Here is a 13,757-nt window from a genome sequence, read left to right as displayed (position 1 = left end):
AGGCCCCTCCGGGACGGGGGACCGGAGGGGCCTTCGGCAGCGCTTGACACCGACGCGCTCTCGGGGACGAGGTCGGAGCGCGGGTCAGGGTGGGGTGGCGATTTCGCGCGAAATCGCCACCTGGCAGGCGTGGGGAGCGGCGATTTCGCGCGAAATCGCCGCGTCCGAAGCCCGGGGTGGGGCACCGGCCCACGCACCTGCCGAGTCGGCAGGCGACGTTCACCGGATCAGCGGTTGTCCTCCTTGAGCATGTCGGAGCACTTCTCGCCGATCGCCATCGTCGTGATGTTCGGGTTCACCGCCACCAGGAACGGCATCGCCGAGGCGTCCGCCACGCGCAGGCCCTGCACGCCCTTCACCCGCAGGCGCGGGTCCAGCGGCTTCGTCGGGTCGCCCTCGGCGCCCATCGGCACCGACGCCGACGGGTGGTAGACGGTGTTGTGGGTGCGCTTGAGGTAGTCGGCGATCTCGTCGTCGGTGCGCACATCCGGGCCGGGGAACAGCTCGGCGCCCGCCCAGTCCCGCATCGCCGGCTGCGCCACGATCTTGCGGGCCAGCTTGATGCCCTCGGTCATCACCCGCATGTCGTGCGGGTCGGTGAAGTACCGCGGGTCCACCTTCGGCTTGTCCCGGAAGTCCCGGCTGCGCAGCCGGACCGTGCCCGTGGACCGGGCGCGGGTGACGTTCGGGGTCAGGCAGAAGCTGTTCTCCGAGGTCGGGTAGCCCTGGCGCACGGTGTGCATGTCGAAGGGCACCGAACCGTAGTGGAACATCAGGTCCGGGCGGTCCAGGCCCGGCTCGGTGGTGGTGAAGATGCCGATCTCCCACCACTGCGTGGAGTCGGTGACCATGGGCTGCTTGGCGTCCCAGCTGATCACGCCCTCCGGGTGGTCCTGCAGGCTGGACCCGACGCCGGGGGAGTCGACCAGCACGTCGATGCCGAACTCCCGCAGGTGCTCGGACGGCCCGATGCCGGAGAGCATCAGCAGCTTCGGGGTGTCGATGGCGCCGGCGGACAGCACCACCTCGCGGCGCGCCGTCACCGTGCGGGTGTGGATCAGGTCCGCGTCCAGGTACTGCACGCCGGTGGCCCGGGTGCCGTCGAAGGTGACCTTCTTGGCCCACGCCTGGGTGCGGATCTCCAGGTTCGGCCGGTCCAGGTTCGGGTGCAGGTAGGACACCGACGACGAGGACCGGGTGCCGTCCTCCCGCGCGTTGATCTGGAACCAGTTGGCGCCGTGCAGCACGGTCTTGCCGGAGTTGAACTCCGTGGTCGGGATGCCTTCCTGGGCGCAGGCCTCCAGCAGCGCGACGCCGCACGGGTCCTCCGGCGGGACGCTGCGGATGGTCACCGGGCCGCTGCGGCCGTGGTGCTCGCCCGGCCCGTCGTTGGTCTCCAGCCGCTTGTACAGCGGGAAGATGTCCTTGGCGCCCCAACCGGTGGCGCCCATCGACTCCCACTCGTCGAGGTCCTCGGCCGGGGCCCAGAACGCGATGCAGGAGTTGTGCGAGGAGCAGCCGCCGAGCACCCGGGCCCGCGCGTGCCGCATGAACGAGTTGCCGTTCTCCTGCGGTTCGATCAGGTAGTCCCAGTCGTAACCGGACTCCAGCAGCGCCATCCAGCGATTGAGCTCCAGGATCGCCTTGTCGCCGACGTCGGACGGCCCGGCCTCCAGCAGGCACACGGTGACGTCCGGGTCCTCGGACAACCGCGCGGCGACCGCCGCGCCGGCGCTGCCGCCGCCCACCACGACGTAGTCGAACTGGTCAGTCATGGATCGAAACTCCGTTTCCGCTCAGGCAACCGGGCTGGTCGTGTCGTCGTCCGAGGTGGACCGGGCGGCGTGGTCTGCGAGCACGCCGACCTTGTGGCGTTGGACGAACCAGTAGTACGCGAACCCGCCGACCGCCGCGACTCCGACGAACAGCACCGAGCTGTACTGCAGGTACCAGTGGTAGGGCGGCTCGGCGTTGTAGACCTCGCGGCGCGGCCAGGCCAGGTTGACCGTCATGCCCACGCCCCAGAGGACGGCCAGGATGTTGATCGGCAGGCCGAGCTTGCCCAGGCTGAACCGGCCCTGCCGCTTGGCCTCGTCCCGCGGCACCGACCACTTGCCGCGCAGCCGTGCGACCAGCATCGGCACGGTGACCAGCAGGTACGAGATGTAGATCAGGATGATCGCCAGGCTGGTGACCGCGGTGAAGATCTGCGGCTGCCCGACGTTGACCACCAGCAGCGCCACCGCGAGCACGCCGATGACCACGGCCGGCACGATCGGCGTCTGGAAGCGCGGGCTCACCCGCGCCAGCAGCGAACCGGCGGGCAGCGCGTTGTCGCGGGCCATCGCGAAGGCGATCCGGATCGCCGCGGTGTGCACCGCCAGCACGCAGACCGTGATCGCCACGAAGATCGACAGCAGGAACAGCCGGCCCACCAGCGGGCCCAGCGCGTCGTTGAGCACGAACTGCAGGCCGCTCTCGGCCAGCTGCGGCGCCGAGAAGTCCTTGGTGGCCATCAGGCCGAGCAGGATGATCAGGCCGCCGAGGATGAACGAGGCGATCAGCGCCCGCAGGATCGCCTTCGGCGCGTTGCGGTGCGGGTCGATGGACTCCTCGCCCAGCGAGGCGGCGGTGTCGAAGCCGTACATCACGTACGACGAGGCGATCCCGGCGACGAGGAACGCGCTCAGGTAGTTGCCGCCGAAGGCGGACTCGGTGCCGTTGGTGTCGAACACGATCGTCGGCGGGTTCACCACGACCAGCGCCAGCGCGACGATCAGCAGCACCGCGGCGACCAGCTCGATGAACACCCCGGCGCTGTTGATCCGGGCCATCAGCTTCACGCCGAAGGCGTTGACCAGCGTGGTGAACAGGATCAGCACCAGGGCCAGCAAGATGCCGTTGACGGCCTGCTCGGTGCCGGTGCTGCCGTCGCCGACGAGCTGGAAGCCGGACCAGATCTGCGGCAGCGTGTTCTGGTAGGCCAGCGCGGTGGCCGAGATCGACACGATGGAGGCCAGCAGCATCATCCAGCCGGCCAGCCAGCCGACGTGCTGACCACCGAGCTTCTTCGCCCAGTTGTAGATGGAACCCGCGATCGGGTACCGGGATGCCAGCTCGGCGAAACTCAACGCCACGAGCAACTGCCCGACGAACACGATCGGCCAGGACCACCAGTAGGCGGGGCCACCGAAGGACAGGCCGAAGTAGGACAGTTGGAAGGTGCCGGTGAGCACCGAGATGTAGCTGATCCCGGCGGCGAAGGTGGAGAATCCGCCGAGGCTTCTCTTCAGTTTGTTGGTGTAGCCGAACTCGTTGAGCTCGGCGTCGTAATTGGGCGCGCTCATGCCCCGACTCCTTTCCCGATCCTCCCCGCCCGCCGGATGCGGGGAGGGGAACGAATCGGGTGGTTGTTTGCGTCGCGCGAAGAACACCGCCTACGGCGGCGGTTTCGAGCTAAAGCGCGGCCCGATCGGCCGCGCGGTTCCCGCGGCGGTGGCTCGGTCACCGCCGCGGGGAGACGTTCCTCCTCCTTGTGAGTTGGGTGGGTTGCAACGTGCGAAGTGCTGACCGCAGTTGGCGTCAGGCAAGCGGCAAAGCAGCTTTTGGTCACCTACGCAGATCGACCACCCGCGGGTTCTCAGACTGTGCCCACCCCGTAAGGGGCTCTCTGCGAGGACAGCCCCGATGCCGCGTATTGGTCATACACAAGTCGGGGATCCCGCAGTCGAGGCGGTGTCTGAGGTTCCGCTACGGGACCACCTGCGCAAAACGACCAGCTCACTGTCATTTATTCTCCGGAGAACCAGTTCTGGGGTCCGGGCCGCAGATTCTGGTAGACGTGCTTTGCTTCCTGGTACTCGCCGAGGCCGGCGCGGCCGAGTTCGCGGCCGATGCCGGACTGCTTGAAGCCGCCCCATTCGGCCTGCGGCAGGTAGGGGTGGAAGTCGTTGATCCAGACGGTGCCGTGCCGCAGCCGGTTGGCCACCCGCTGGGCCTTGCCCGGATCGCCGGTGAACACCGCGCCGGCCAGGCCGTAGTAGGTGTCGTTGGCGATGCGCACCGCGTCGTCCTCGTCGGTGAAGCGCTCGACGGTCAGCACCGGTCCGAAGGACTCCTCGTTGACCGCGTAGCTGCCCTGCTTGACCTCGTCGAGCACGGTCGGCAGGTAGTAGTGACCGTTCGCGTAGCGCTCGCCCTCGGGGCGGCGGCCGCCGGTGCGCAGCACGGCGCCTTCGGAGACCGACTTGGCCACGTAGTCGTCCACCTTCTTCAGGTGCGCGGCGGAGATCAGCGGCCCGGTCTCGGCGTCGGAGTCGAACGGCCCGCCGATGCGGATCCGCTCGGCGCGGCGGACGATCTCGTCCACCAGCGCGTCGTGCAGCTCGTCCTGCACGATCAGCCGCGCCCCGGCGGAGCAGACCTGCCCGGAGTGCAGGAAGATCGCGGTCAGCGCGTAGTCCACCACGGTCTCGAAGTCGGCGTCGGCGAACACGACGTTCGGGTTCTTGCCGCCGAGTTCCAGCGCCACCTTCTTCACCGTCGCGGCCGCGGCCGCCGAGATCTTGCGGCCGGTGTGCAGGCCGCCGGTGAACGACACCAGGTCGACGTCCGGGTGCTCGGCCAGCACCGAGCCGGCCTCGGCGCCGGTGCCCAGCACGAGGTTGCCGACCCCGGCGGGCAGCCCGGCCTCGGTCAGCGCCCGCATCAGCAGGATCGCGGTGCTGGGGGTGAGCTCGCTGGGCTTGAGCACGAAGGTGTTGCCCGCCGCGATCGCCGGGGCGACCTTCCAGGCCACCTGCAGCAGCGGGTAGTTCCAGGGCGTGATCATGCCGCACACGCCGACCGGCTCGTACTGCACGCGGCTGATCGCGTCCGGCGATCCGGTGTCGACGAGGCGGCCCGCGTCGGTGCCGGCGATCTTGCCGAAGTACCGGAAGCACGCGGTGATGTCGTCCATGTCGAATTCGCTCTCGACCAGCCGCTTGCCGGTGTCCAGCGATTCGGCGCGGGCGAACTCCGCCTTGTCCCGCTGCAGGATGTCGCTTACCCGCAGCAGCAAGTCGCCGCGCTCCCACGGTGAGGTGTTCGCCCAGGCGCCGTCGTCGAAGGCGCGGCGCGCGGCGGCGATGGCCCGCTCGGCGTCGGCCGGCCCGGCCTCGGCGACCGTGGCCACCAGCGAGCCGTCGGCGGGGCAGCGGATCTCGCGGGTTCGGCCGTCGGCGGCCGACGTCCACTCGCCATCAATGAACAGCGAGGCTGTCGAATTCTCTGCGTGCGACATGGCTCGTTTCCCCGTGATGTCGATTGTGCTTTTCGCGCCGGAACCGCACCGCTGCGCACTTCTGGTACCGGTGTGCACATGGCCGCGATCCGATTCGCTCCGCCACACTAAAACGCGTTCGCCGATTGCGCCGCCGGTAAGCGCGGCGGCGCGCTATTCGCCGAATGGGGACCGATCGACCCGCGAGTCGCGGAATTCACCTCCTGGCGGTCCATTCGGTGGCGGGTTAACGCTTGTGTCCCGGCGCAGTGCCGCGGAAGACCCTAACACCGGTCCTGTACATCTGTACATCATCGGGGCTGCGGCCCCGGCATGAATCGCCGAAAAAGTCGTGATGAACAGGCGGAACGCCGTTCCGGTGACCTGGACCGCATCGCGCTGGGTGGTCAACATGGCACGCTGGACACCGTTGTGGAGTTCACGGGAGGAACGCCGAAGCGAATGTCGACCACCCAGCCCGCGCCCGCCGCCCGCCGCAAGGACCCGGCCCGCCGCGAGCGCATCGCCCGCGCCGCGATCACGGTCGTCGCCGAGCGCGGGGTGGAGAAGCTCACGCACCGTGCCGTCGCGGCCGCGGCCGGTGTTCCGCTGGGGTCGACCACCTACTACTTCGCGACGCTCGACGACCTGCTGGCGAGCGCGTTGCGACAGGCCGCCGAGGACGACGTCGAGCACCTGCGGCAGTGGGCCGAGCGGCTGGAGTGCGGCGGTGATCTCGCCGTCGCGCTGACCGACCTGGTGCTGCACTACCTCGGCCCGGCCCGGCCGCAGACCGCCGTCGAGCACGAGCTCTACATCGCCTCGCTGCACAAGCCGGCGCTGCGCGGCGTCAGCCAGGAATGGGACACCGCGCTGGCCGAGCTGTTCGCCTCCTACACCGATCCGGCCACCGGGCGTGCATTGTCCGTTCTGTTCTGCGGTTTGCTGCTGCAAGGAATCGTCCGGGAATCGGTGCCGAGCCGAGATGAAATCGAGACGATATTCCGCCGGGTGCTCGGTCCGGGCGCGAAAACCTGATTCCAGCAGGCAATTCCGCCCCGGTGACCGGATGGTCAACATCCGATGACCGTTGCATTGCACCGGATTCCGGGCAGTTGATCTCGATCGCCGTTGCGGGCGACAATGGGCGCAGCGATCCGTGGCACCTCGCGTCCGCGCGTGCACTCCGGCGGATTTCAGTCCGGCGGAGCACATCGCGGGGACGTTCTCCAGGTGTACAACGGACTTGCCGCGTCGGGGCGTGGCTCGCTCCCAGCAAAGTTGATCAATCGAGCGGGGTGAGACCGTGGGGCACAACGAAGACCGCGAACTAGTGCCGCTGAAGTCGGATTTCGACACAGTGTGGTACGGGTTTCGCCGATCGCAGGTGAAGTTCTACATCCAGCAGACCGAGAACGAGATCAGGCTCATCACGGAGGACCGGGATTCGGCGCTCAGCCAGGTCGGCGACCTGTCGGCGCAGCTGGACCAGGCGCGAGCCGAGATCGAGTCGCTCAAGGAGCAGCTCGACGAGCAGGCGCGCACGCCGATCGACGCCGCCGCGCTGACCGACCGGTTACGCCGGATGGTCCGGCTCGCGCAGGACGAGGCGAACGATGTGGTCGCCGCCGCGCAGGCCGCGTCCGAGCACGAGTGGGCGCGCTCCGAGCAGGCCGCCGCCGAGCTCCGGGAACGCTACGAGAAGCTGGTCGCCGAGGCCGACGAGTGGCGCCGCCAGTCCGAGCAGCAGCGCGGCGAGATGCTGACGCGCACCCGCGAAGAGGTCCAGGCGATGGCGCGCGAGGCGGAGCAGTGCCGCCGGCGGCTGGACACCGAGGCCGAGGAGCGGCGCACCCAGGTCGAGCACGACTTCGAGGTGTCGATGGCGGCGCGCCGCGAAGAGGCGATGCGCATCCAGGCCGAGCGCGAGCAGAAGAGCCGCGAGGAGGCGCAGCGGCGGGTCCGCGAAGCGACCGCCGAGGCCGAGCGGCTGATCCGCGAGGCGGACGACTACGCCGAGTCGATGCTGCGGATGCGGCAGGACGTCGCGGAGCGGGTCCGGGCTGCGCAGCAGGTGCTGGCGACGGCGGAGCCGCTGTTGGCGGCGACGGAGGCCGGCGCGGGGAGCGAGGAGGCGGACGGTTACGTCGCCGAGGTGGTCCACAGTGGACAGGTGCCGTCCGGCGACGTGAACGTGCCCAAGCAGCGCGACGAGGAGCCGGTGCCCCAGGAGGCGGACGCCGCCGCCACGGCCTGATCGGCTGAAGGAGTGAACGGCCTGTTGGTGCCGTCTTTCGAGGTGAACGGTCCGTTCGTTTCGGGTCGGCGGTGGGTGCGTGGTGGAGTGAACGGCCCGTTTGCTCCGTCTTTCGGGGTGAACGGGCCGTTCACCGCTGCCTGCGCGATTCTGCCGGCCGTCAGCCGCCCCAGCTGTGCCAGGAGGTCACCTCGATCCAGCCGCTGATCCGCGGCCGGTCGCGGACCGGGTACGGCTCGCCGGTGTAGTGCCGGGCCAGCCGGTCGATGTCGGTCAGGTCCGGGTCGTCCTCCAAGGCGATCACCCGGCCGCGCAAGCTGACGTGCCGGTACCAGCTGTCGCCGTCCAGCACCGTCAGCGACACCCGGGGATCGGCCCGGAGGTGCTTCAGCCGCTCCCGGCCCGCGTCCATGTTGACCAGCACCTTTCCGCCGTCCCAGAGGTACCAGGTGGCCACCGAGACCGGCGCGCCCGCGGTGTTGACGGTGGCGATCACCGCCGGGTTCGGGCGCGACAGCAGCTCCTGCACGTCCGCGGGCAGGTCTTCCTTCGGCATCGATTCTTCCTTCCGGGAGGCGGTTCTCGTTACCTGCCGCGAGGATTCCAGCTGGCGCAGCGGGAAACGGCGAGAACACGCCGCAGCCTTCCCGCTGCCGCCCGGTGGAACTAGGTTCGGCCTGATCTCGGGCCCAGCAGGAGGCGGAATGAACTGGCGCGGTCTGGTCACCTTCGCGGTGGTGTGCGGGATGTTGCTCGTCGGGACGCCGGTGGGCGCGGCTCCGCCGGACGACATCGGGGAGCGGCTGGCGGCGGTGCCAGGGCTGACCGTCGTCGGCGAACGGCCCACCGAGCCGGGATTCCGGCTGTTCGACCTGACCTTCACCCAGCCCGACGACCACCGGCACCCGGAAGCCGGGCAGTTCCAGCAGCGCCTGACCCTGCTGCACCGCGACCTCGACCGGCCCACGGTGCTCTACACGAGCGGGTACGAGCTACCGAGCCGGACCGCCCGCACCGAGCCGACGCGGCTGGTCGACGGCAACCAGGTCGACCTGGAGCACCGGTTCTTCACCCCGTCCCGGCCCGACCCCGCCGACTGGAGCGACCTGGACATCTGGCAGGCGGCCACCGACCAGCACCGGGTGATCGCCGCGCTGAAGTCCGTCTACCAGCGCGAATGGCTCACCACCGGCGCCAGCAAGGGCGGCATGACGGCCGTCTACCACCGCCGGTTCTACCCCGGCGACGTGGCAGGCACGGTGGCCTACGTGGCGCCCAACGACGTCGACAACGACCGGGACGTCTACGACGAGTTCCTGGCCTCGGTCGGCACCGACCCGGCCTGCCGCGGCGCGCTGCTCGCGGTGCAGCGCGAGGCGCTGGTCCGGCGCGACGAGATGCTCGCGAAGTTCCGCGCCTACGCCGATGCCGAGGGGCTGACCTTCGACCGGATCATCGGGGACATCGACCGGGGCCTGGAGATGGTCGTGCTCGACGCGCCGTTCGCGTTCTGGCAGTACCGCGGCCAGCAGGACTGCGGCAAGGTCCCGGCGACCACCGCGAGCACCGACGAGATCTACGCGTTCTTCGACGAGACCGTGCAGTTCTCCTTCTACACCGACCAGGGCATCGAGCCGTACGCGCCGTACTACTACCAGGCCGGAACCCAGCTCGGCTGGCCCGGCGTCTCCGACGAGCCGCTGGCCGACCTGCTGCACCACCGCGAGCTCAGCCAGCCCCGCAACCTGGTGTCGCGCGACATCCCGATGAGCTTCGAACCGGGCGTCATGCGGCAGATCGACGCGTGGGTGCGCAGCAGGGGAGCGGAGCTGATGTTCGTCAACGGCGAGCGCGACCCGTGGAGCGCGGAGCCCTTCGAGCTCGGCCAGGGCACCGCCGACTCCTACAGCTACCTGGTGCCGGGCGGCAACCACGGGGCCAAGATCGAGGGCCTGCCCGATCAGCAGCGAGTCGAGGCGGAAGCGGCGGTCCGCCGCTGGGCCGGCGTCCAGGCGCCCGCCCGCGTTCTCACCCCGCTCGACGCGGAGCCCACGACGCAGCGCCCGATCTGACGCGCGAGGGGCGTCTCACCGGCTCGGGGCACCCCTCACGCTTCGCTCGACCGGGTGCGGCGGCCGGCCAGGGAGTCGTAGGCGCGCATCAGGAACTTGTGCGTCGGGCGCTCGACGACGCGGGTGAGCGCCCAGCCCAGCGCGGTGCCGATGACCAGCATCGCGGCGGTCTGCAGCAGCGGGTTGACGCCGACCTCGTCGAGCTTCTTCATGACGATGTAGCCGATGGTCTGGTGCACCAGGAAAACGCCGTAGGAGATCCCGGCGAACCACGTGATCCGGCCGGCCAGCCACCCCGGGACGAACCGGTTCCAGTCCGGCCCGAAGGCCGTCAGCGCCACCACGACCATGCCGATGCACACCCCGACCGTCGAGCCCCAGTCGGCGATCAGGCCCTCCGGCGTCTCGCTGTAGTTGTGCAGCGCCTGGCCGAGCATGCAGGCCGCCAGCATCGCCGCGAAGTGCAGCAGGTGGATGCGTCGCGTCGACCACAGCCAGATCGCCACCCCGGCGACGAACAGGTGCCAGCGGTGCACGCCGATGCCGTCGACGATCGTGCGGTACAGCTCGGACTTGTCGGCCACCCGGATCGGCCACTGCGCGATCGGCACCAGCACGGCCGCCCACAGCACCGCGATGATTCGCCGTCCGTGCCCCCACCTGGTGCGGAACAGCAGCGCGGCCGCGGTGAAGCCCATCAGCTGCAGCGGGACCGTCCAGTGCGATCCGTCGATGAACCAGTAGTCCGCCGGCTTCCAGTTCCACAGCATCAGCAGGTTCCACCAGAGGTCGTTGAAGCTCGGGTAGAACCAGCCCTCGATCGCCGACCAGCGCATCACCACGAAGATCACCACGACCGCGCCGAGGAACGGCGGTAGCAGCCGCGCGATGCGGCCCCACCAGTAGCGCAGCACGGTGCCACGGCCGATGGTCACGCAGGCGAAGTACGCCGAGATCACCAGCAGCAGGCTCGCGCCGACCTGGTAGGGGAAGACGATGTCGCGCGGCGTCATCTCGGAGTGCAGGAAGGTGCCGAGGAACGTCGAGTGGTAGCACATGACGAGCACCACGCAGCCGGTCCGCACCACGTCCCAGCTGATCTTGCGAGTGCTCCGGCCCGAGGTTTGACGGGTTCTGGCAGTAGTCATCTCGGGCACGCCCGCCACCGTACCAGGGAGTTTTGTCTGATTATTACCGTATTCTGATCGATTTGATCACGGCCGGTTCGCCGGATCCTGCCGGGTTGGTCACGGCTTCCGCACAACGGCGGCGTAGCCGAGCGGCGCCGTCGGCTGCAGGTCGAGATCGCCCCGCTCCGGGCGCCACTGCGCGATCGGCACCACGCCCGGATCGACCAGGTCGAGTCCGGTCAGCAGGGCTTCCAACTCGGCCCGGCTGCGCGACTTCCCGGGATGCGGATCGGTCGGCAGCAGGTCGAACACGGCTCGCATGATCTCCGGCGCGTGGTCGGCCGTCAGGTGGGTCAGCGCGAGGAACGAGCCGGGCGCGAAGGATTCCAGGTAGGCGCGGATCAGGGCGGACGGGTCGTCGCGGTCGGGGACGTGGTGCAGCACCGCGAACATCAGCACCGCCGTGGGCTGGTCGCGGTCGAGCAGCCGCCGGACGTCGGCGGCGGCCAGCACGCCGTCGATGTCGCGCAGGTCGGCCTGCACGATGGCGGTGTTCGGGTTGCCCTCGAGGACGAGTTCGCCGTGCGTCACGGCGACCGGCTCGCTGTCGACGTAGACCACCCGCGCGGTCGGGTCGAGCCGCTGGGCCAGTTCGTGCGGGGGGCCGATCGACGGGATGCCGCAGCCGACGTCGAGGAACTGCCGCACGCCCTGGGCCAGGCACATCCGGATCACCCGGTGCAGGCAGGCGCGGTTGGCCAGCGCGCTCAGCCGCATGTCCGGGGCCACCGACAGCACGCGCCGGCCCAGCTCGCGATCGACCGCGAAGTTGCTGCCGCCACCCAGGAAGAAGTCGTACACCCGGGCGCCGCTGGGGCGGTCCGGGTCGAGGTCCTGCGGGAGCTGGCCGTGTGCCGACATGATTCCTCCGGGTAACCGTGCAGGAAGCGGAGCGTAGTCGGCCGAACATCGGGCGAACAGGGTGAAACGTGATCGAGAACACCACCATCGTGTCATTGACCTGCAGCGCGCTTGAAGTTTGAGACTTTCGTCGATCGCAGATGATCGGCCGAAGGGATGAGGACAATGGCGCAGCAGTACGTGTTGCCGGAGTTGGATTACGACTACGCGGCGTTGGAGCCGGCGATCGCCGGTGAGATCAACGAGTTGCACCACAGCAAGCACCACGCGGCGTACGTCAAGGGCGCCAACGACACGGTGGAGAAGATCGCCGAGGCGCGGGAGAAGGGCGACTTCTCCTCCATCGTGGGGCTGGAGACCACGCTGGCGTTCAACCTGGCGGGGCACTCGCTGCACCTGGTGTGGTGGAAGATCCTCTCGCCCAACGGCGGGGACAAGCCCACCGGCGAGCTGGCGGCGGCCATCGACGAGGACTTCGGCTCGTTCGACAAGTTCCGCGCGCAGCTGGAGGCGGTGTCGACCACGATCCAGGGCAACGGCTGGGGCGTGCTGGCCTGGGATCCGGTCGGTCAGCGGCTGATCACCCAGCAGCTGCGCGATCACCACTCGAACCTGTCGATCGCGACGACGCCGCTGCTGGTGTTCGACATCTGGGAGCACGCGTACTACCTGCAGTACCGCAATGTGAAGGCGGACTACGTCAAGCACCTGTGGAACGTCGTCAACTGGGACGAGGTCTCCAAGCGCTTCGCCGACGCCCGCGCCGGCAAGAACGGCCTGCTCCTTCCCTGACGGGTAGAGCAGGACATCGGTTTCAGGGCCGTGCGTGTTTTGTGTCGCCATGGCAGCACAAACCACGCACGGCCCCGTCGTGCGTCCGGCTCCGGATCGGCGCCGTGGCAACCAGCCCCGGAAATGTCATCCAACTGTGAGTTTTCCGAATGCAGGCTCGGATACGATCGTGGACCGATGGCGAGTCCGCCAGCTCAGCCCCGCTACCGACCGGCCACTTAGGACCTCATTTGATGCCGACCCGCGTCTCCGTTCACCGTCGAGGAGTGCGGCCGCCGCTGCTCGCTTTTCTGGCCGCACTGGTCGTCACCGGCGGCGCCTGCCTGTGGGTGTCCCTCGCCGCACCGGTCGGCAGCCAGGCGCTCGTGGCCTGGTACGGCGGCGTCCTTTCGTTCCTGCTGTCCGCCGCGATCGCCGTCGCGATCGGTGTGGCGCAGCTTTCGCGCCAGGCGCGGGCGGACTCGGCGGCGCTCGACGCGGAGCGCGCCAGGCTCGCCGGTGAGGCGCTTCCGGTCCTGGCGCACCGGATTCGCAGCGGCGTCGCCGCGGACGCCGCCTTCGCCGAAGCGGCGCCGTCCTTCGACGTCGCGCACCAGCGCGTCATCCGGGCCGTGGCGCAGGAAGTCGCCACCGGCGAACGCATGCGCGCCGCGGCCATGGCCACCTGCGCCAACGCGGCCGGTCGCATGCAGGCGCTGGCGACCAGCACGCTCGCCGACCTCCGCGAGATGGAGAACCGGCACGACGAGGACGTGCTCGCGGACCTGCTGAAGCTGGACCACAGCACGGCGCAGGCCGGGCGGCTCGCGGACAGCATCGCGGTGCTGACCGGCGCCCGCTCCGGCCGCCGCTGGACCAAGCCGATCGTGATGGAGAGCGTGCTGCGCGGCGCGATGGGCCGGATCAGCTCCTACCAGCGGGTCCGGCTGCATTCCACCAGCACGGTCGCGGTGGTGGGTTACGCCGCGGAAGGCGTCATGCACGCGCTCGCGGAGCTGATGGACAACGCCACCCGCTTCTCGCCGCCGGCGGAGGAGGTCCACGTCTACGTGGAGGAGCTCCACACCGGCGTCATCGTCACGGTCGAGGACAGCGGCCTGGTCATGAGCCCCGCCGCGCTGGCCCGCGCCGAGCGCGCCGTGTCGGCGGAACCGCTGGACCTGGCCGCGATGTCGGGCACCCGGCTCGGGCTCGCCGTGGTGGGCCAGCTGGCCCGCAAGCACGGCCTGACCGTCTCCTTCCGGTCGTCCTCGCGCGGCGGAACCGGCGTCGTCGTCCTGATCCCCCGGCAGCTGATCACCCAGCCCCGGCCGGAACCTGTC

General features: G+C 69.5%; 11 protein-coding genes. 5 read left to right on the top strand and 6 right to left on the bottom strand.

Annotation, left to right across the window (positions count from 1 at the left end; genetic code table 11):
• Positions 1-227: 227 nt before the first annotated feature.
• From E1288_RS20600 to E1288_RS20590, 3 genes are all read right to left on the bottom strand, one after another.
• Complete coding sequence (locus E1288_RS20600) at positions 228-1,775, bottom strand: GMC family oxidoreductase (protein ID WP_132487515.1); 1,548 nt, start codon at positions 1,773-1,775, stop codon at positions 228-230.
• Positions 1,776-1,796: 21 nt separating this feature from the next.
• Entirely contained in the window at positions 1,797-3,347 is a 1,551-nt protein-coding gene (locus E1288_RS20595; RefSeq protein WP_132487513.1) for an APC family permease, read from the bottom strand.
• A gap of 443 nt (positions 3,348-3,790) precedes the next feature.
• Positions 3,791-5,284, bottom strand: coding sequence for an aldehyde dehydrogenase family protein (locus E1288_RS20590; protein WP_132487511.1), 1,494 nt, complete (start codon positions 5,282-5,284; stop codon positions 3,791-3,793).
• Positions 5,285-5,725: 441 nt separating this feature from the next.
• Here E1288_RS20590 and E1288_RS20585 point away from each other — a divergent pair, with 441 nt between their 5' ends.
• Together E1288_RS20585 and E1288_RS20580 are read left to right on the top strand one after the other, a co-directional pair.
• Complete coding sequence (locus E1288_RS20585) at positions 5,726-6,301, top strand: TetR/AcrR family transcriptional regulator (RefSeq protein ID WP_132487509.1); 576 nt, start codon at positions 5,726-5,728, stop codon at positions 6,299-6,301.
• A 268-nt stretch (positions 6,302-6,569) separates the two neighbouring features.
• A complete protein-coding gene (locus E1288_RS20580; RefSeq protein ID WP_207954456.1) occupies positions 6,570-7,520 on the top strand; it encodes a coiled-coil domain-containing protein in 951 nt (316 codons plus the stop codon).
• Positions 7,521-7,680: 160 nt separating this feature from the next.
• Here the strand turns inward: E1288_RS20580 and E1288_RS20575 are convergent, their stop codons facing one another.
• Complete coding sequence (locus E1288_RS20575) at positions 7,681-8,076, bottom strand: PPOX class F420-dependent oxidoreductase (protein WP_132487505.1); 396 nt, start codon at positions 8,074-8,076, stop codon at positions 7,681-7,683.
• Between the two features lie 148 nt (positions 8,077-8,224).
• Here E1288_RS20575 and E1288_RS20570 point away from each other — a divergent pair, with 148 nt between their 5' ends.
• On the top strand, positions 8,225-9,592 hold the full coding sequence (locus E1288_RS20570; protein ID WP_132487503.1) for a S28 family serine protease: 1,368 nt from the start codon (positions 8,225-8,227) through the stop codon (positions 9,590-9,592).
• Positions 9,593-9,627: 35 nt separating this feature from the next.
• On the opposite strand, the gene E1288_RS20565 is transcribed toward E1288_RS20570, so the two are convergent.
• Together E1288_RS20565 and E1288_RS20560 are read right to left on the bottom strand one after the other, a co-directional pair.
• Positions 9,628-10,740 carry an acyltransferase family protein gene (locus E1288_RS20565; RefSeq protein ID WP_132487501.1) on the bottom strand — a complete coding sequence of 371 codons (1,113 nt, stop codon included), beginning with the start codon at positions 10,738-10,740 and terminating at the stop codon, positions 9,628-9,630.
• Between the two features lie 99 nt (positions 10,741-10,839).
• A complete protein-coding gene (locus E1288_RS20560; protein ID WP_132487499.1) occupies positions 10,840-11,643 on the bottom strand; it encodes an SAM-dependent methyltransferase in 804 nt (267 codons plus the stop codon).
• 165 nt (positions 11,644-11,808) lie between these two features.
• Here E1288_RS20560 and E1288_RS20555 point away from each other — a divergent pair, with 165 nt between their 5' ends.
• On the top strand, positions 11,809-12,435 hold the full coding sequence (locus E1288_RS20555) for a superoxide dismutase (protein ID WP_132487497.1): 627 nt from the start codon (positions 11,809-11,811) through the stop codon (positions 12,433-12,435).
• A 266-nt stretch (positions 12,436-12,701) separates the two neighbouring features.
• Positions 12,702-13,757: sensor histidine kinase (locus E1288_RS20550; RefSeq protein ID WP_235883694.1), on the top strand; the 1,056-nt coding region annotated here is incomplete at its 3' end.

The sequence above is a fragment of the Saccharopolyspora elongata genome (assembly GCF_004348985.1).
Lineage (GTDB): Bacteria > Actinomycetota > Actinomycetes > Mycobacteriales > Pseudonocardiaceae > Saccharopolyspora > Saccharopolyspora elongata.
Note: the sequence above shows the minus strand (reverse complement) of the source record. Positions and strands in the feature narration are given on the sequence as shown.